The following is an 18,070-nucleotide window of genomic DNA, read 5'->3' on the forward strand; positions in this document are numbered from 1 at the left end:
CCGCGGCGCCCGCCGCCACCGCAGGCATCGCCCACCGGCGCCGCCGGGCGGTGCGCGTGCGGGCCGGGACGACCGTGCCGTCGTCGGAGACCACCCCGAGTCGCACGGGCTCCGGCTCCTGCCGCTCCCATGGAGCGTCACGCATGAGCTTGTCCCAGTCCGGCGCATCCGCCAGGCCGACTCCGCCGCGCTGGGACTCCGCCTCGGCGGCCAGCGCCTTGTCGATGCGCAGTGCGACACCCATCGGCATGGCCGGCGTGGGAGTCGCCGCGAGCACCTCTCGAACCGCCGCTAGATCGGCCAGCAGCTCCCCGCATGGGGGGCAGACCGCGAGGTGGTCGCGGACCAGGCCGGCCGTGTCGGCGTCTAGGAGGCCCTCGGCGAAATCGGCGAGGGCGTCCAGATCGTAGTGCGTTTCACCCGTCACGAAGTTCTGTCTCCCTTCGCGGATGAGACGCGACTCAAGTCAGATCGGTTCCGCAGATGCGAAAGAATCGGGGCAAGTTTCGCGCGGCCCCTGGCGCATCGGCTCTTCACCGTCCCGCTGGGCACCTGCAGCACCTGAGCTGCGTCTTCGACGGAGTAGCCCATCATGTCGACCAGCACGAGCGCGGCCCGCTGGTCGGCGGGGAGCAGTTTGAGCGCGGCCGAGACCTCCATCGACACCTCACGCTCGACCGTCTGGTCGGGCAGCTGGGCGTCGCGCTCGGCGGCCTCGATCAGCTCGTCGTCGGCCACCGGGCGCACGGACTTGCGGCGCATCCTGTCGAGGCAGGCGTTGACGACGATGCGGTGGAGCCAGGTGGTGACGGCGGCCTCGCCGCGGAACGAGCCGGCCTTGCGGTAGGCGGAGACGAAGGCGTCCTGGACGGCGTCGGCGGCCTCATCGGGGTCGCCGAGCGTGCGCAGCGCGACGGCCCACATCCGGTCGCGGTGCCTCTTGACGATCTCGCTGAAGGCGTGAGGATCCCCGGTGATGTGCGCGGCCAGCAGATCGGCGTCGCTGACCGCAGGCCGATCCGCTGGTGAGGGGGTCTCGGGTGGGGAGTTCACAAGAGGGATTCCTGGTTATGCCGATCCTGGAGAGTGCACGACTACTTCATAGATGGTGCCATGAAACTTGCCCGCGTCCGCCGGAAGACGGGTAAACCAGATCAAAACGTACTGTCCGCTGGCAGTCTGCTCCGGCTTGAAGGTCGTCTTGCCGGAGGCGCCCTTCACCCGGGCGACGGTCTTGAGCGACGACAGGTCGGCCTGGTCGCCGACCTTGAGCTCGACGGTCGCGCCGGGGGCCTCGCCCAGCGTAGCCACCACGTCGCTGATCTGCATGGACTTGCCCATGTCGAGGAGCAGGCCCACCCCGTCCTTGAGATTGCCCAGCGCGGCGCTGTTGTAGTTGTCGGTCTTCCAGAACGTGCTGGGCTTGCCGTCGATGGTGAGGGCCGCCAGCTCGGCCTTCTCCTCCTGGTCGCCGAGCGGGTCGAACCCGGTCGCCTTCTCGGCCTTGACCGCCTGCGCCTGGGCGGGCGGCGACGTGGTGGCGGTGGTCGGCGTGGGCTGCGCCTCCTGGCCGTCGGGGCTGCCGAGGCTGCGGCCGATCGTCCAGGCGCCGACGCCCACCGCGACGATCACCAGCAGCACGACCGCGGTCATCAGCGCCCGGTTGAGCACGTTGCCGCCGCCCTGCGGCCCGGTCTGGACGGCCGGCTGGAGGTGCTGCGGCGCCGTGAGCCTGCGCCGGTCGGTGTCGAGGCCCTCACTGGGTGAGGCCGACGTCGTCACCGACGGCGCGGATCCGTACGGGATCGAGATCGGCATCGGCCTGGCCACGTCGGCGAGCGCCTCGGCGATCTCGGCGGGGCTGGACAGCGCGCCCTGCCCCCGGCGCGACTCGGGAAGGCAGGCCCGGATCGTGACCGTATCGAGATAACCGGGCACGCCGGCGGTCACCTGGCGGGGGGTGCAGAAGTGGCCGTCGGTCATCGGCGCGGCCGGGAGCGTGCCCTCCTCCTCGTCGCCGGGCCAGTGGCCGGTCAGCCCCGCGTACAGCAGGCGGCCGAGGCCCTCGGCGTCGTCGAGCCCGGGCTGGTCGGTGGTCAGTCCGTAGAGCGCCGAGTCGACGGCCACGCCCAGCACCTTGACCGTGTTTCCGGTGGTCCACACCAGGTTGCCGGGGCGCAGGCACAGGTGGTAGAGGCCGGCCTCGTGGGCGTGCGCGAGCGCCTCGGCGGCCTCGGCCACCAGCCCTGCGGCCCGCTCGGGATCCAGGGGACCGGAAGAGAGCAGGTCGGCGAGGGTGTCGCCGGTCACCCACTCGCTGACGACGTAAGCGCGATCGTCGTCCTGGGCGGCGTCGAACACCTGGGTGAGTCGGGGGTCGGTGAGCCTGCTCGCGGCCCGGGCGGCGGTGACGACCTCCTGCACGCGCGGGAAGTCGGGCGCGAAGGTCAGCACCGCGACGGGGCGGGCGAGGATCTCGTCGATGGCCTTCCAGTAGGTGGCGCCGTCGGATTCGCTGACCCGGTCCTCCAGCCGGAACCGGTCGGAGAGGCGGGTGCCGGGCTCGATCGCCGATGTGCTCACTGGCTCACCTCGCTCGCCCGATCATCCCTGGTCACGGCTCGACGTGCCTGCCTGGCGGTGTCCTGCGCAGGCACGCTATGCCGGATGGATCCGCCCACGCCCCTCCTGCTTCCATTCGCGCGTGTCGGCACCATGCTAGTGCCCGAGCCGGTTGCTCCCCGCGCTCTTTAGCGGCGTACCCGCCCGGCGACCATCCCAACGACCGAGCTGACCTCGGGAATGCGCGCGCGGTGGGCGACCCACAGGTAAAGGATCATCCCGAGCCCGCCGCCGACGGCCAAAGTGATCACCGAGTCGAGGAAGCCGGGCATCCCGAAGATCTCCTGCATGCTCCACACGGTGGCCAGGGCCAGCACCGCCGTGGGCAGGGCGGCGAGATACATCCTGGTCATCGACATGCAGACCTGCCAGCCGCCCAGCCCGCCGACCCGGCGGGAGGCCAGCACCCAGGCCAGCAGCGCGCCGAGCGCGTAGGCGATCGCGTAGGCCAGGGCCAGCCCCATGACCGCGTAGCGGGCCGGCAGCAGGTTGTAGAGCAGCACCATCAGGGCGGCGTTGACGGCGGTGGTGCCGGCGCCGACGAAGACGGGCGTGCGGGTGTCGCCGAAGCTGTAGAAGACCCGCAACAGCAGCTGGAAGACCGCGAACGGCACCAGCGCGAGGCCGTAGACCTGCAGCACGTTGCCGATGTAGACGGCGTTGGCGACGGTGTTGGCGCCGTGGCCGTAGAGCGGCACGGCGATCGCCGGCCCGAGCACCATGAGCAGCAGCGACACCGGCACCATCACCGCCCCGACGAGCCGCACGCTGGAGCCGAACTCGGACCGCACCTCGTCGAAGCGCCCCTCGGCCACGGCCCGGCTCATCCTGGGCAGCATCGCGGTGATCACCGAGACGCCGACGACCCCGTACGGAAGCTGGAAGAGCTGGAAGGCCAGGGTGTACGGGGAGACGCCGTGACCGCTGACCACGTCGCCGGCCGCGCTGGCGAGGTTGGTGGTGAGCAGGAACCCGAGCTGGGTGACGACCACGTAGCCGATGGTCCAGACGCCCATCTTGGCCATCTCGCCGAGGCGGGCGTTGCGCAGGTCGAAGCGGGCGACGAAGCGGAACCCGGCCCGCTTCAGCGCGATCACCAGCACCGTTGCCTGGGCCACGATGCCGGCCGTGGTGCCGAGGCCGAGCAGGGCCAGCTCGCCGTTGGTGACGGCGTCGACGTCGGAACCGTTGGTGACGATGATCGCGTAGGCGACCATGACGCAGATGACGACCAGGTTGTTGACCACCGGCGCCCACATCGGGGCGGCGAACCGGTCACGGGTGTTGAGGATCGCCCCGGCCACCGCGCCGATGCCGAAGAAGGCGAGCTGCGGCAGGATGAACTGGGCCAGCCGCACCGCCACCTCGAACTTGCGCTCCCCGCGGTCCCAGTCGGTGTAGAGGTCGATGATCAGCGGGGCGGCCAGCACCGCCAGCGCGGCCACGACGATGAGCGCGATGGTGGCGAGCGTCAGCAACCGCTGCTCGTAGGCGCGGCCGCCGTCGGCGTCGCGCTGCTGGGCCTTGACGATCATCGGCACCACGACGCTGCTGAGCACGCCGAGCAGCAGCAGGTCGAGGATGCTGTAGGGGATGGCGTAGGCGACGTTGTAGGCGTCGCCCAGCGCGGCCGTGCCGATGGCGTAGGCCAGCACCATGGTGCGGACGAACCCGGTGACGCGCGAAACCATCGTGCCGGCGGCCATGATGGCGCTGGCACGCAGCAGGCGGCTCATATGGCCTCACTCTCACGTGTCCGGGCGGCCCGTGCGACCCGCCGCTGCGACCTGCGCCGGAGTATCCGGGTGACCACCGCCGCCAGCATGACGGTCAGCGCGCCGCCCACGATGACCAGCGCGATGCCGGTGTAGCCGGTGGTGCGCACGATCAGTTTGACCGGCTCGCCGTAGGCCCGGCCGTCGGCGGTGCGCAGCTGGACGGTCACCGAGGCGTCGCCGCCGCCGGAGGAGGTCACGGTCATGGGGATCTGGACGGTGCCGCTCTGCTCGCCGTCGATCTGCAGCGGCTCCAGCTGCGGGAGATGGGTTTCGAGCAGGCCCGGGTCGTCGGACTTGACGTCGACGTACAGCGAGACGGGGGTGCTCAGCTCGTTCTTCACGCTGATCGGGACCTCGCCGTCGCTGCCCGCGAGGGTGCGCGGCTGGTCGGGGCCGGCGCCGGTGATCGACACCTTCCCGATGCGGTCCTTGACCGCCTCGCTCACCTGCTCGGTGACGGCGCGGCCGGCCTTGGTGTCGCCGCGCCAGGCGGAGGAGGCGAGCCTGAGCACCGCGGCGTCGAAGGACGACTGCTGCTGGCCGGTGACCTCCGCGGCCAGCTGGGCCTGCGCGGCGACCTCGCGGACCGGCTCCAGGTACTTGCCGCTGAGCTCCTGCTTGCGGTCGCGGTCGGAGTAGGTCAGCCCGGCGCGCGGGACCCGGTCGCGGGGCACCTTGATCGAGTCGAGCGGGGTGAGCGACAGCCACGGGAGCTTGCCCGCGGTCTTCAGCAGCGTCGAGACGAGCGTCGGGCTGGGGTTCCAGCGCCGGGACGGGGCCATGACGAGGGAACGCGCGCGGGTCTGGCCCGGCTCGACGGAGATCATCGCGGTCTCGGCGATGAACCGCTGCCTGCTCAGCAGGATCGAGCCGCGGGTGCCGGGGGTGGGTTCGAGCACGTGGCTCAGCTCGGCGTCGGCCACCAGCGCGGTGACGGGGCCCATGACGGTGTCGAGCGTGGTGGCGGCGTCGGGGGTGACGGCGGGGAGCACGGTCGCCGCGGAGGCGGCCTGCTGGGTCGGCAGGCTGGCCGGGTCGAGCAGGACCTTGCCGACCCGGGTGGCGCCGGGCGCGCCGACGGCGAGCAGGTCGAGCGCGTCGGCGTCGAGCATGCCGCCGACCGGCCAGTAGGTCGAGGTCGACACGTCGCTCTTGATGAGCGCGGCCTTCTTCGCGGCCAGCTCCAGCGCGCGCCCCGGCTGCCGGTCGAGGCCCCGGTGGGCCAGCGCGGTCACGTCGGGGTCGGCGTACGGGGTGGCGATGACGGGATTGTCGGCCAGCGCCGCGCGCATCCCGACGAGCCACTGGGAGGCCGCGGCGTCGGCGGGCCGCTCCTCGGGCTTGCCGTCGCCGGTCTTGACCCGGAACGGCTTGGTCATGGCCTGGACGTCGTCGAAGAGCGCCGGGTCGACGACCCAGGTCACGCTGGAGGGCGAGATCTCGGCGATGCGCGCCAGGTCGGCCAGCCGGCCCTTGCCGGTGAGCTCGGCGCCCAGCTCGTCGTCGACGAACGTGCCGTCGTCGGACCGGCGCGGCTGGTCGATCACGGGCAGCACGAGCGCCAGCCGGTTGCGCACCGGCTGCTGCTGGCCGGTCGCGGGCGCGTACGTGAGGAAGGTGCGCTGGGAGGCGAGCTGCACGGCGTCCCACTGCACCACCTCGACGGCGAGCGGGTAGGCGCCGAACGAGGTCAGCCCGAACTGCGCGGGCGTCATGGTCAGCTCGAAGTCCTGGGAGGCGCTGGCGGCCAGCTCGGAGATGACCATGCTCGACTGGGTCGAGACGTTGGGCGGCTGGGTGGCCGTCGTGGTGTCGTCGGCGTAGGCGGCCATCGCGGCCCGGTCGGCGAAGCGCTGGGAGGAGTAGCGCACCCTGACCCGCAGGCCCGGCGTGGCGACGGAGCCGCTGTTGCGCACCGTGCCGGTGATCTTGATCTCGGTCGCCCGCTCGGTGGCGTAATCGGGCGTGACGGAGGTGAGGGTCAGGTCGATGCCCTGCCGCGCGGCGGCGCTCGCGGCAGCCGCGCCCGGCGCCGCCGCCACCGTGGAGGGGACGAGCAGCGCGGCCGAGAGCACGGCGAGCAGCGTGGCCTTCCGGATCACGCCTGCGCCCTGGCTGGATTACGACACACGCCCGCAATGGTACGGGCTCAGTGCCCCGGCGCGACCGCCTCCAGGCTTCCGCGGGGCTGCGGCACGCGGAGGTCGACGGTCTTCCCCGACACGAGTGTGAGCAGGTCGAGGGCGCGCATGCTGAGCACGGCGTGGCGTTCGCCGGTGGCGGAGAAGACCGGCTCGGTGTCGGCGCTCAGGCGGTCGTCGATGAACAGCGGCAGCTCGTCGGGCAGCAGCAGCGGGCCGACCAGCCCGGCCGCGTAGTCCGTGGCCCTGTTGACGACGTGCGCGCGCGCGAGGCGTACCGTACGGACACCGAGCAGGCCGCCGACGGCGGCCGGTCCCGGGGGAGTGGCGAGAGGGTGGACGACGGCGACGACGAACTCGCGCCCTATCCTCGGAGCGACCTCGAACACCGTGACCGTCACGCACCTCTCGGGCGCGGCGGAGATCGTCTCGGGAAGCTCGTCCGCGCAAGTGATGGGGCGCGGAAGGCGTACGATCTCATGGTGGACCTGGTGTGCGAGGAGCCAGCGGTGGATCGCGAGGGCGTCCTTCATGAGACCTCCTTGCCTCGTTCCATCGCGCCGTCGGTCCCCTGACCGAAGGTAACCCGGACCCGGTGTGGCTCGGGGGATATGTTCCGGAATCGAAGGACCTACCCAGCTTGTCCGACTCAAATCTGACCGAAACGCAGCAGCGGGCCATGCGTGACCTGTTCCGCAAGATCGCCCCCGTGGCCGACGAGCTCGGCCGCGTGTTCGCCGACCACGGCCACGAGCTGGCCCTGGTCGGCGGTCCCGTGCGCGACCTCTTGCTCGGCCGCGTCGGCAAGGACCTCGACCTGACCACCGACGCGCGGCCCGAACAGGTGCTCGACATCGTGCGCGACTGGGCCGACTCCGTCTGGACGATCGGCATCGACTTCGGCACGGTCGGGTTGCGCAAAGGCGGCTGGCTGATCGAGATCACGACCTACCGCAGCGAGAGCTACGACCCCAAGTCGCGCAAACCCGAGGTCATGTACGGCGACACCCTGGACGCCGACCTGGAGCGCCGCGACTTCGCCGTCAACGCGATGGCGATACGGCTGCCCTCCAACGAGTTCGTCGACCCCTACGGCGGCCTGCCCGACCTGGCCGCCAAGCGGCTGCGCACCCCCGGCCCGCCGGAGCGCTCCTTCGGCGACGACCCGCTGCGCATGCTCCGCGCCGCCAGGTTCGCCTCGCAGCTCGGCTTCACCGTCGACCAGGCGGCGGTGACCGCGATGACGGAGATGGCCGGGCGCATCGAGATCGTCTCGGCCGAGCGGATCCGCGACGAGCTCGACAAGCTGGTCTGCGGCGTCCACCCGCGCGACGGCCTGCGCCTGCTCGTCGACACCGGCCTGGCCGCCCACGTGCTGCCCGAGCTGCCCAAGCTGCGCCTGGAGATCGACGAGCACCACCGCCACAAGGACGTCTACGAGCACAGCCTGACCGTGCTCGACCAGGCGATCGCCCAGGAGGACGACGGCCAGCCCGACCGCATCCTGCGCTGGGCCGCGCTCCTGCACGACATCGGCAAGCCCAAGACCAGGCGTCACGAGCCCGGCGGCAGGGTGTCGTTCCACCACCACGAGGTCGTGGGCGCCCAGATGACGAAGAAGCGGATGACCGAGCTGCGCTTCCCCAAGGACGTCGTCGCCGACGTGTCGCGGCTGGTGGAGCTCCACCTGCGCTTCCACGGCTACGGCACCGGCGAGTGGACCGACAGCGCGGTGCGCCGCTACGTGCGCGACGCCGGCCACCTGCTGACCCGCCTCCACAAGCTGACCAGGGCTGACTGCACCACGCGCAACAAACGCAAGGCGGCCGCCCTGTCGCGCACGTACGACCAGCTGGAGGAGCGCATCTCCCGGCTGGCCGAGGAGGAGGAGCTGGCCAAGATCCGCCCCGAGCTCGACGGCAACGAGATCCAGCGGGTGCTCGGCGTCGGCCCCGGCCCGGTGGTGGGCAAGGCCTACAAGTTCCTGCTCGACCTGCGGCTCGACAAAGGCGTGCTGGGCAAGGAGGAGGCCACGGCCGCGCTGCTCGACTGGGCCGAATCCAACGGCGTCGTCACGGGCTGACCGTCTCGCGCGTCCGGGTGATCATCCGGTAGGCCAGCGCGCTCGCCAGGTAGCCGGCCGTGATGATCACCACGGCGGCGTACGACTTGCCGTCGGGCGGCAGGATGGCCGCCGACAGGGCCGCCGCGAGCACGTACATGCCGTTGAAGAGCATGTCGTAGACGGAGAACGCGCGGCCGAGATAGACGTCGTCGAGGTCGCGCTGCACGGTCGTGTCGGCGCAGATCTTGACGCTCTGCCCGGCCAGGCCGAGCACGAACCCGGCCACCGGGAGCCCCCACTCCTGGAAGGGCACCACGAGCACGCCCGCGAGCACGCCCGCGGACGTCAGCGCGATCGGCACCCACCGGGTGATGGTGAACCACTCGGTCGCGTACGGGGTGATGATCACGGCGAGGAAGTAGCCGACGCCGGAGGTGGCCACCACGAGGCTGACCCCGTTCAGCGCCGCCTCCGGATCGCCGTCGGTGAAGTAGTAGCGGTAGAGGATGATGCCCAGCGCGGTCGCCATGCCGTAGAAGAACCGGTGCGCGGCCATCGCGCCCATCGTGGCGGCGGCGACCCGGTGTCCGACCAGGTGGCGGGCGCCGTCGGCGAGCCCGGCCACCACGTTGCGCAGCGCCTCGCGCGTCTGCGGCCGGTCCGGGTCGTGGGAGGGGCCGAGCAGCGAGCGCTCCATCGTGCGCGCGATCAGCGCGCTGAGCCCGAACACCACGCCGGAGGTCGCCAGCAGCCACGCCACCCCCGTGTCGCCGATGCCGAACAGCTCGCGCAGCAGGAACCCGGCGCCCACGCCGACGAAGGTGACGACGGTCCCGGAGGTCGGGGTGACCGCGTTGGCGGCCATCAGCTGGTCTCTCGGCACCACGTGCGGCAGCGAGGCGCCCAGCGCCGCAAGGAAGAACCGGTTGACGCCCAGCACGGCCAGCGCCGCCATGTAGAAGACGGGGTCGGGCACGTCGGCCGCCACCAGGGCGGCCGCGCCGAGCAGCAGCGCGCCGCGCACGATCGGCGCGATCATCAGGATCTGCCGCCGCGACCACCGGTCGATGAACACCCCGACGAACGGCCCGAGCACGCTGTACGGCAACAGCAGCACCGCCAGACCGGCCGCGACGCCCAGGGCGGTGGTCTGGCTCTCCGGGTTGAAGAAGGCGAACCCGAGTACGCCGAACTGGAAGATCCCGTCGGAGAACTGGGAGACCAGTCTCGTGCCGAAAAGCCGCCGGAAATCCCGGCCTCGGAGGACCACGCGCAGATCGGCGACGAATGACACCCCGTCAGCCTAGCCCTGAGCCTGTGATGCGCGGGGACACAAGAGGTTGGCGCATCAGGTGGGCGAACGGGTTCAGGGGAAGCACGTGATCACATACGCTTCATAGCGTGACGACTGTGGAACACGTGGTACTCGTTGACGGCTCCGGCCACGCGCTCGGCACCGCGCCCAAGCTGTCCGTGCACGGCCGGGAGACTCCGCTGCACCTGGCCTTCTCCAGCTACGCCTTCGACCGCGACGGCCGCGTGCTGCTGACCAGGCGCGCCGGCCACAAGCTCACCTGGCCGGGGGTGTGGACCAACAGCTGCTGCGGCCACCCGCTGCCGGGCGAGCGGCTCGACCAGGCGGTCCTGCGCCGGCTCTCCTTCGAGCTGGGCCTGTCCGTCGAGCGGGCGGACCTGGTGCTGCCCGGCTTCTCCTACCGCGCGGTCATGGGCAACGGCATCGTCGAGCACGAGCTGTGCCCCGTCTACCGCGTGCTGGTCGACGGCTCCGCCAGCCCCAACCCCGACGAGGTGGGGGAGACGAGGTGGATGCCGTGGCCCGAGTTCGCCGAGGGCGTGCTCAGCGAGCTGATCTCCATCTCGCCGTGGTGCCGCGAGCAGATGCCGCTGCTGTCGGCGCTCGGCCCCGACCCGCTCCAGTGGCCGACGGCCTCGGAGGACGAGCTGCCGCCCGCCGCGCGCCAGCCGTACGCCCCCTAGAAACGCGCCGCGAAGACCGGGGTCAGCGCTCGACCTCGCCGCGGATGAACTTCTCCACCTGCTCGCGGGCCTCGTCGTCGGAGTACTGCACGGGCGGCGACTTCATGAAGTACGAAGAAGCGCTCAGGATCGGGCCCCCGATGCCGCGGTCGAGGGCGATCTTGGCCGCGCGCACGGCGTCGATGATGATGCCGGCCGAGTTGGGAGAGTCCCAGACCTCGAGCTTGTACTCCAGGTTGAGCGGCGTGTCGCCGAACGAGCGGCCTTCGAGTCGCACGTAGGCCCACTTGCGGTCGTCGAGCCACGGCACGTGGTCGGACGGCCCGATGTGCACGTCGGCCTTGGCCATCTCGTGCGGGATCTGCGAGGTCACCGACTGCGTCTTGGAGATCTTCTTCGACTGGAGGCGCTTGCGCTCCAGCATGTTCATGAAGTCCATGTTGCCGCCGAAGTTGAGCTGGTAGGTGCGCAGCAGCTCGACCCCGCGGTCCTCGAACAGCTTGGCCATGACGCGGTGCGTGATGGTGGCGCCGACCTGCGACTTGATGTCGTCGCCGACGATCGGCACGCCCGCCTCGGTGAACTTCTCCGCCCACTCGGGGTCGGAGGCGATGAACACGGGCAGCGCGTTGACGAAGCCCACCCCCGCCTCGATGGCGCACCGCGCGTAGAACCGGGCGGCGTCCTCGGAGCCCACGGGCAGATAGGAGACGAGCACGTCGACCCGGTTGTCGCGGAGCACCTGGACCACGTCGGCGGGAGTCTCGTCGGACTCCTCGATGATCTCGCTGTAGAACTCGCCCAGGCCGTCGTAGGTGTGGCCACGCTGGACGATCACCCCCGTCGGAGGCACATCAGTGATCTTGATCGTGTTGTTCTCGCTGGCGACGATCGCCTCCGACAGGTCGCGACCGACCTTCTTGGCGTCCACGTCGAAGGCCGCGACGAACTCGACGTCGCCCACGTGGTAGTCGCCGAACTTCACGTGCATCAAGCCCGGCACGCGCGCGGCCGGGTCGGCGTCCCTGTAGTAGTGAACGCCCTGGACCAGTGACGCCGCGCAGTTGCCGACACCGACAATGGCCACGCGAACCGAACCCATCGCACTCGCTCCCTTACTCATCACTTGATGTGGTGTCTGTTGCCGGGCCCCGCTCTGAGGCCCGTCTTTCCGTGGCGATCAGCTCGTTGAGCCAGCGCACCTCGCGCTCGACGGACTCGAGCCCGTGACGCTGGAGTTCGAGGGTGTAGCTGTCGAGCCGCTCCCTGGTGCGGGCCAGGGCGGTGCGCACGCTGTCGAGGCGCTCCTCCAGCCGGCTGCGCCGGCCTTCGAGGATGCGCAGGCGGACTTCGGCCTCGGTGTGGCGGAAGAACGCGAAGTGGACGCCGAAGCTCTCGTCTTCCCAGGCCGACGGGCCGGCCTGGGTGAGCAGCTCCTGCAGTCGCTCCTTGCCCTCCGCCGTGAGCTTGTAGACGATCTTCGATCGGCCGCCCACGATCGTGGCCTGGGCCGGTTGCTCCTCCGCGATGAGCCCCTGCTCCAGCAGAGAGCGCAGGCAGGGATACAGCGACCCGTAGGAGAACGCGCGGAACATGCCGAGTAGCGTGTTGAGCCGTTTGCGCAGCTCGTAGCCGTGAAGCGGCGTCTCGTGCAGCGACCCGAGCACGGCCAGTTCCAGCACCCTGCGTTGTCCGCCGGCCATGGGAACCGCCCTCCTCTCGCGTCGATGTATCGAGCCGATACATCCAGAGGATACGTCGCGCCGCTATATCGAGCAATTGACGACTTCCCCAAGTCGTTGGGATCAATCGGAAAAAAGCCGTAGTCTGGCGCCCATGTGGTCACAGCGAAGGGTGGTGGACTACGGGCTCGCCAAGCGGGCGGTCGTCCACGCCGTGCGCGCGGGGCGGACTCCGCCCGGCGACGTCTGCGACGCACAGCCGTACCTCCTCCGGGCGGCCCGCCACTTCGGCGAGCCGACCGATCGCCTCTGCCCGATGTGCGAGCGGGAGAACGTCACCAACGTGACCTATGTGTACGGGGACTCGCTCGGACGCCATGCCGGTCAGGCAAAGGTGACCTCAGACCTGACCGAGATGGCTCATGATTACGACGAGTTCCGGGTGTACGTGGTCGAGGTCTGCCAAGGTTGTTCCTGGAATCACCTGACGGTCTCGTTCGTCCTCGGGAACGGGCCGCCGGGCCTCGTCGGCCGGAGCTAGGGCAAACGGCCGCACGACAGAACCGAGGACGGCGAGGAGTCACGCCCCAATCCGCCGTGCTATCCGACGACGATGCGAGGACGCGTGAGTTACAGCAGCAACGAAGGGACGGCCCGTCCGGGGAGGCGCCGCCGCTCCGGCTCAACTCGTTCCGTGCCCCAGGAGCCGCCGCCGCAAACCGGCGAGTCCAGCTGGGGCGGGCCGCCCGCCCGTCGTCCCGAGGCCGCGTACGAGCAGACCGGCGCGATGGCCGCGCAGCCGTACAACGACCCGCCCACCCGCGCCAACCCGCGCTCGGCGCCGCCCGCCCAGCCGGGCGTGCCCGGTCCCGGTCAGCAGCCCAGCCGCCAGCCGAGCCCTCAGCCCGGTCAGCAGCCGGGCGCTCCGGGCCAGCCCGGTCGCAGGCGCGCGGCCGGTTCCCGCCGCCGGGCTCCCGAGCAGGAGACCCGGGCCCGCAGCAACCAGGAGACGATGGTCAGCGACGCGCCCCGGCGCGCGCGCAGGAGCGGCGGCGGGCCCGGCGGCCCGTCGGAGCCGCCGGACGGCCCGCCGAAGGGCGGCGACGACCGCCCCAAGTGGCGCAAGTTCCTGCCGAGCTGGAAGCTCGTCGTGGCCAGCTTCGTGGTGCTGTCCGCGGGCGTCTTCGGCATGATCGCGGTCGCGTACGCCAACACTCCCGTTCCCACCCAGGACCAGGTCCAAGACGGTGTGGAGGACCAGGAGAGCATCATCGTCGACCGGCACGGCACCGAGCTGGCCAGGCTCGGCACCAAGCGCATCCCGGTCACCTACGACCAGGTGCCGCGCGCGGTGCAGGACGCGGTCATCGCCGCCGAGAACGACACCTTCCGGGATGACTCCGGCATCTCCTTCAGCGGCATGGTCCGCTCCCTCTACAGCACGGTCAGCGGCCAGCAGGTGCAGGGCGCGTCCACCATCACCCAGCAGATGGCCCGCGCCTACTACGACGGCCTGTCCCAGGAGCGCACGATCCAGCGGAAGGTCAAGGAGATCTTCGTCGCGGTCAAGCTGAGCGACAAGATCTCCAAGGAGCAGATCCTGGAGCAGTACCTCAACACCATCTACTTCGGCCGGGGCGCCCACGGCATCGGCGCGGCAGCCGAGGCGTTCTTCGGCAAGAAGGTGGAGAAGCTCACGCCCGAGCAGGGCGCCTACCTCGCCGGCCGCATCCAGAACCCGGACCGCTTCGACCGCGAGGAGAAGGCGGGCAACCTCGCCCCGACCGAGGAGCGCTACGACTACGCGCTCGGGCAGATGGCCAAGCTCGACCCGCAGGCTTACGGCGCACTCCCGGCCAAGTCGCCCACGGCTCCCAAGCGGACCAAGTACAAGCCGAAGAACCCGTTCAACGGCATCAAGGGCTACATGGTCCAGGTGGTCCTGGACGAGCTGGAGTCGCTGGACATCCCCAGGGAGGACGTCGAGAAGGGCGGCTACAGGATCAAGTCGTCGCTCGACCTCAAGCTCATGCGCGCCGCCAAGGCCGCGGTGGACAAGCACACCGGCAGCCTCGACCCGGAGATCAACACCACCCTGGCGGCCGTCGACCCGCGCAACGGGCAGGTCCTCGCCTTCTACGGCGGCGCCGACTACGCCAAGGACCAGTGGATCGACGCCTTCCAGTCGCAGAAGCAGGCCGCGTCGGCGTTCAAGCCGTACGTGCTGGCCGCCTGGCTGGACGCCGGCTACAGCCTGCGCAGCTACGTGCCCACCAAGGGCCCGGTCAAGCTGCCCGGCACCACCCCGATCGACAACGACCACGCGTTCAAGGCTCCGGGCGTCGACGTGGTGAGCGCCACGGCCAGCTCCGTCAACACCGCCTACGCCAAGATGGGGGAGAAGGTCGGCCTCGACAAGGTCATCGACATCGCGAGCAAGTCGGGCCTCAGCAAGAAGCGGCTCGAGGCCGCCATGGAGCAGCACCACTACCTGATCACCATCGGCAGCGGCACGGTGTCGGCGGTGGAGCAGGCGGGCGGCTACTCGATCTTCGCCAACCAGGGCAGGCACTACGACAACCACGTCGTCATCGAGGTGAAGGACAAGCACGGCGACACCGTGCTCACCGAGAAGAAGAGCTACGCCCAGGTCATCTCGCCGGAGGCCGCCGCCGACGCCGTCATCGCGCTGGAGGCCGTGGTCAAGCAGGGCACCGGCCGCAACGCCGCGCTCTACGACCGCCCGGTGGCCGGCAAGACCGGCACCAACAACGAGAACAAGGAAGCCTGGTTCGTCGGGTTCACCCCGCAGGTGTCGACCGCGGTCGGCCTGTTCAGGCAGCAGTGCCGTACCGACAGCGGCAAGGTCGTCAAGCCGGTGAACGACAACTGCCCCTGGGCCCGCGGCAAGAGCAAGAAGTACACCATGGAGAACCCGTACTCCAGGCCGTACGAGATCCCGCTGGGCTCCGGGTTCCAGGGCGCCACCTACCCGGCGGCGATCTGGAAGTCGTTCATGACCGAGGCCACCAAGGGCCAGAAGGTCGTGCCGTTCCCCGAGCGGGCCGACACCGGTGTCACCGAGGACCTCGTGCCCAAGCCGACCCCGACCCCGACGCCCACGGAGGACTCGCTGGAGCTCGACACCGGCGACCCGTTCGACAACGACCAGCAGGGCACCGAGCAGGACTGCGTCATCGGGCCGTGCTCCGACGACGACGGCAACGTGTCGGTCGACCCCAACCAGGACGACGAGATCCCGGTGGACGACGGCTTCATGGGCGGGAGCAGGAACGGGCAGGACTCCCCGCCGGGCAGGCGCGAGGAACGGTGACGGCGATACTGAGGCGCGGCCCGTCCATGGCGCGGGTCGTGCCGTATCTCCCCCTGGGGCTGTTCGCGGTCCTGGGGGCGACGCTCGCGTACGTGATGCGGCTGCCGTGCCGCAACGGCGGCTGGAACGACCAGACCGCCACGTACACCAACTTCTGCTACACCGACATCTACCCGCTCTACTTCGACCGGCAGCTCGCGACCCAGAACCCCTACTTCGCCGACGTCCCGTTCGACAAGCACGTCGAGTACCCCGTGGTGCTCGGCGAGGTGATGCAGGTGGTCGCCTGGATCGCGCGGTGGCTGGAGCCGGGCGTGACCCAGGAGGCGATAGCGGCACAGGCCGCGCGCTTCTACGACATCACGGTCGTGCTCATGGGCCTCTGCCTGGTGGCCGGCGTGCTGCTGATGGCCGCCGCCGCCGGGCCGACCCGCCGCTGGGACGCCGTCTGGTACGCGCTCGCGCCCGCGGTCGTGCTGGCCGCCTACATCAACTGGGACCTCGTCGCCGGCGCGCTGTCCGTGGGCATGCTCCTGGCCTGGGCGCGCAAGCGGCAGGTGCTGGCCGGCGTGCTGCTGGGGCTGGCCATCGCCACGAAGTTCTACCCGCTGATGTTCGTGGGGGCGTTGTTCCTGCTCACCTGGCGTACGGGGCGATGGCGGCCGTTCCTGGTCACCATGGGCTACGCCGCCGGCGTGTGGCTCGCGGTCAACCTGCCCTTCATGGTCTTCGCCTGGGACGGCTGGCGCCGGTTCTACGTCTTCTCCCAGGAGCGTGGCGTCGACTGGGGCTCGCCGTGGCTGTTCTTCCACAACAAGGGCTGGCCGATCCTGGGCGAGACCGACGTCAGCACGCTCGGCATGGTCTCGCTGGCGCTGCTCTGCCTGGGCATCGCGGTGCTCACGCTGACCGCGCCGCGCCGGCCCCGGCTGGCGCAGATCTGCTTCCTGGCGCTGGCCGCGTTCATGATGACGAACAAGGTGTGGTCGCCGCAGTTCGTGCTGTGGCTGGTGCCGCTCGCGGTGCTCGCCAGGCCGAACTGGAAGCCGCTGGCGCTGTGGCAGGTGGCCGAGGTCTGGTACTTCTTCGCGATCTGGCTCTACCTGCTCAACCAGGCGCCGCTCTCCCGGACCGACCTGGGCATCGGGGACGACACGTACTTCACCGCCGTGTGGGGACGGGTCATCACCATCGGGATCATGATGGCGTTCGTGGTACGCGACATCCTGCGCCCGGACAAGGACCTGGTGCGCCAGGGAGGTGTGGACGACCAGATCGGCGGGGTGTTCGACGAGGCGCCTGACCGGTTCACGCTGCGGAGCCTAGCCTTCCGATGATCACCCGCTCGGCCGGCCGGGACGCGCTGCTGATCTGGTTCGGCTCGCGGATCGGCCTGCTCGTGACGACGCTGCTGGGCGTGTCGCTGCACGAGTATCTCGGCCGGTGGGAGCGGTGGGACGCGCACCTGTTCGTCACCATCGCGCGCTTCGGCTACGACGGCGACCCGGCCCGGCCGGCCGACGACGGGCTGCCCGCCTTCTTCCCCGGCCTGCCGGCGGCGCTGCGCCTGGTCCACCTGGTGGTGCCCGACTGGTCGGCGGCCGGGCTGATCGTCTCGCTCGTCGCCGGGGCGGTGGCCATGGTGGCGCTGGCCAGGCTGGCCGAGCACGAGGGCGCGCAGGGCTGGATGGCGGTGCTGGGGCTGGTGCTCTTCCCCGCCGCCGTGTTCCTGAGCGCCGGCTACAGCGAGTCGTTGTTCCTGGCCTTCGCGATCCCCGCCTGGCTGGCCGCCCGGCAGGGCCGCTGGCCGGCGGCCGCGGCCCTCGCCGCCGGCGCCTCGTGCGTACGTATCACCGGGCTGTTCCTGGCCGCGGCGCTGATCGCGGAGTTCGCCCTGAGCAGGGCCCCGCTGCGCCGCGCGCCCTGGCTGGCCGTGCCGTTCCTGCCGCTGGCCGGCTACTCCTTCTACCACTACACCCGTACCGGCGACTGGCTGGCGTGGAAGCACGCGCAGGAGGCCGGCTGGGGGCGCGAGATGGTGTGGCCCTGGGACGCCTGGGCGGTCACCTGGAACAACGCGATGGGCGGCGGCGACATGGCGCCGGCCTTCCGGATGGAGATCGCCGGCGCCGTGGTGGCGGTGATCGGGCTGATCTGGCTGCTGGCGCTGCGCAGGTGGAGCGAGGCCGTCTACACGGGGCTGCAGGCGGCCGCGCTCATGACGTCGGCGTACTACCTGTCGGTGCCGCGCTCGCTGCTGCTGTGGTTTCCGCTCTGGGTGGCGCTGGCCCTGCTCGCCACCAGGAGACGGTGGGTGATCGTGGCGTACGCGCTGGTCTCGGGGCCGCTGATGGTGCTGAACACGGCCCGGTTCCTGGAAGGCGCCTGGGCGGGCTGATCTCTATACCCGTTAGACGGCATCGGTAATCCAGGGAAGTTATCCACAGGTT

Annotated in this window: 15 protein-coding genes; 6 read left to right on the forward strand and 9 right to left on the reverse strand. The window is 70.5% G+C overall.

Going from position 1 to position 18,070, the window contains the following annotated elements; all coding sequences use genetic code 11:
* The 6 genes from KME79_RS35910 to KME79_RS35935 form a co-directional block, all read right to left on the reverse strand.
* The coding region (locus KME79_RS35910) for an anti-sigma factor family protein (protein ID WP_219549769.1) at positions 1 to 427 on the reverse strand (427 nt) is incomplete at its 3' end.
* The gene (gene sigM / locus KME79_RS35915; protein ID WP_148035945.1) at positions 424 to 1,053 is read right to left on the reverse strand and encodes an RNA polymerase sigma factor SigM; all 630 of its coding nucleotides are present in this window, start codon (positions 1,051 to 1,053) and stop codon (positions 424 to 426) included. The genes sigM and KME79_RS35910, both read right to left, overlap by 4 nt.
* A 15-nt stretch (positions 1,054 to 1,068) precedes the next feature.
* Positions 1,069 to 2,583 (reverse strand): protein kinase family protein, encoded by a 1,515-nt coding sequence (locus KME79_RS35920; protein ID WP_219549771.1) that lies wholly within the window; start codon positions 2,581 to 2,583, stop codon positions 1,069 to 1,071.
* 167 nt (positions 2,584 to 2,750) lie between these two features.
* Entirely contained in the window at positions 2,751 to 4,358 is a 1,608-nt protein-coding gene (gene murJ / locus KME79_RS35925) for a murein biosynthesis integral membrane protein MurJ (protein ID WP_219549773.1), read from the reverse strand.
* The gene (locus KME79_RS35930; RefSeq protein ID WP_219549775.1) at positions 4,355 to 6,502 is read right to left on the reverse strand and encodes a DUF6049 family protein; all 2,148 of its coding nucleotides are present in this window, start codon (positions 6,500 to 6,502) and stop codon (positions 4,355 to 4,357) included. The genes murJ and KME79_RS35930 overlap by 4 nt, the downstream gene beginning before the upstream one ends.
* Before the next feature lie 47 nt (positions 6,503 to 6,549).
* Positions 6,550 to 7,074, reverse strand: coding sequence for an aminoacyl-tRNA deacylase (locus KME79_RS35935; protein ID WP_219549777.1), 525 nt, complete (start codon positions 7,072 to 7,074; stop codon positions 6,550 to 6,552).
* 146 nt (positions 7,075 to 7,220) lie between these two features.
* Between KME79_RS35935 and KME79_RS35940 the strand changes: the two genes are divergently transcribed.
* On the forward strand, positions 7,221 to 8,624 hold the full coding sequence (locus KME79_RS35940) for a CCA tRNA nucleotidyltransferase (protein WP_219549779.1): 1,404 nt from the start codon (positions 7,221 to 7,223) through the stop codon (positions 8,622 to 8,624).
* Here the strand turns inward: KME79_RS35940 and KME79_RS35945 are convergent.
* Entirely contained in the window at positions 8,614 to 9,900 is a 1,287-nt protein-coding gene (locus KME79_RS35945; RefSeq protein WP_219549781.1) for an MFS transporter, read from the reverse strand. The genes KME79_RS35940 and KME79_RS35945 overlap by 11 nt on opposite strands.
* Before the next feature lie 107 nt (positions 9,901 to 10,007).
* Here KME79_RS35945 and idi point away from each other — a divergent pair, with 107 nt between their 5' ends.
* On the forward strand, positions 10,008 to 10,604 hold the full coding sequence (gene idi, locus KME79_RS35950) for an isopentenyl-diphosphate Delta-isomerase (RefSeq protein WP_148035951.1): 597 nt from the start codon (positions 10,008 to 10,010) through the stop codon (positions 10,602 to 10,604).
* A 22-nt stretch (positions 10,605 to 10,626) separates the two neighbouring features.
* On the opposite strand, the gene KME79_RS35955 is transcribed toward idi, so the two are convergent.
* The gene (locus KME79_RS35955; protein WP_219549783.1) at positions 10,627 to 11,706 is read right to left on the reverse strand and encodes an inositol-3-phosphate synthase; all 1,080 of its coding nucleotides are present in this window, start codon (positions 11,704 to 11,706) and stop codon (positions 10,627 to 10,629) included.
* A 13-nt stretch (positions 11,707 to 11,719) separates the two neighbouring features.
* Complete coding sequence (locus tag KME79_RS35960; RefSeq protein ID WP_148035953.1) at positions 11,720 to 12,307, reverse strand: PadR family transcriptional regulator; 588 nt, start codon at positions 12,305 to 12,307, stop codon at positions 11,720 to 11,722.
* A 133-nt stretch (positions 12,308 to 12,440) separates the two neighbouring features.
* On the opposite strand from KME79_RS35960, the gene KME79_RS35965 reads away from it, so the two are divergent.
* The 4 genes from KME79_RS35965 (at position 12,441) to KME79_RS35980 (ending at position 18,018) form a co-directional block, all read left to right on the forward strand.
* The gene (locus KME79_RS35965; protein WP_148035954.1) at positions 12,441 to 12,827 is read left to right on the forward strand and encodes a DUF5318 family protein; all 387 of its coding nucleotides are present in this window, start codon (positions 12,441 to 12,443) and stop codon (positions 12,825 to 12,827) included.
* A gap of 153 nt (positions 12,828 to 12,980) precedes the next feature.
* Complete coding sequence (locus KME79_RS35970; protein WP_219549785.1) at positions 12,981 to 15,620, forward strand: transglycosylase domain-containing protein; 2,640 nt, start codon at positions 12,981 to 12,983, stop codon at positions 15,618 to 15,620.
* Positions 15,617 to 16,957, forward strand: coding sequence for a glycosyltransferase family 87 protein (locus tag KME79_RS35975; protein ID WP_219549787.1), 1,341 nt, complete (start codon positions 15,617 to 15,619; stop codon positions 16,955 to 16,957). The genes KME79_RS35970 and KME79_RS35975 overlap by 4 nt, the downstream gene beginning before the upstream one ends.
* Positions 16,954 to 18,018 carry a mannosyltransferase family protein gene (locus KME79_RS35980; protein ID WP_219549789.1) on the forward strand — a complete coding sequence of 355 codons (1,065 nt, stop codon included), beginning with the start codon at positions 16,954 to 16,956 and terminating at the stop codon, positions 18,016 to 18,018. The genes KME79_RS35975 and KME79_RS35980 overlap by 4 nt, the downstream gene beginning before the upstream one ends.
* Positions 18,019 to 18,070 lie beyond the last annotated feature (52 nt).

The sequence above is a fragment of the Nonomuraea harbinensis genome, assembly GCF_019396385.1.
Lineage (GTDB): Bacteria > Actinomycetota > Actinomycetes > Streptosporangiales > Streptosporangiaceae > Nonomuraea > Nonomuraea ferruginea.

Excerpts from the sequence above, each read along its gene's own strand:
- murJ (WP_219549773.1), bottom strand. The coding sequence starts at position 4,358 with ATGAGCCGCCTGCTGCGTGCCAGCGCCATCATGGCCGCCGGCACGATG.
- KME79_RS35935 (WP_219549777.1), bottom strand. The coding sequence starts at position 7,074 with ATGAAGGACGCCCTCGCGATCCACCGCTGGCTCCTCGCACACCAGGTC.
- KME79_RS35940 (WP_219549779.1), top strand. The coding sequence starts at position 7,221 with ATGCGTGACCTGTTCCGCAAGATCGCCCCCGTGGCCGACGAGCTCGGC.
- KME79_RS35955 (WP_219549783.1), bottom strand. The coding sequence starts at position 11,706 with ATGGGTTCGGTTCGCGTGGCCATTGTCGGTGTCGGCAACTGCGCGGCG.
- KME79_RS35960 (WP_148035953.1), bottom strand. The coding sequence starts at position 12,307 with ATGGCCGGCGGACAACGCAGGGTGCTGGAACTGGCCGTGCTCGGGTCG.
- KME79_RS35965 (WP_148035954.1), top strand. The coding sequence starts at position 12,441 with ATGTGGTCACAGCGAAGGGTGGTGGACTACGGGCTCGCCAAGCGGGCG.
- KME79_RS35980 (WP_219549789.1), top strand. The coding sequence starts at position 16,954 with ATGATCACCCGCTCGGCCGGCCGGGACGCGCTGCTGATCTGGTTCGGC.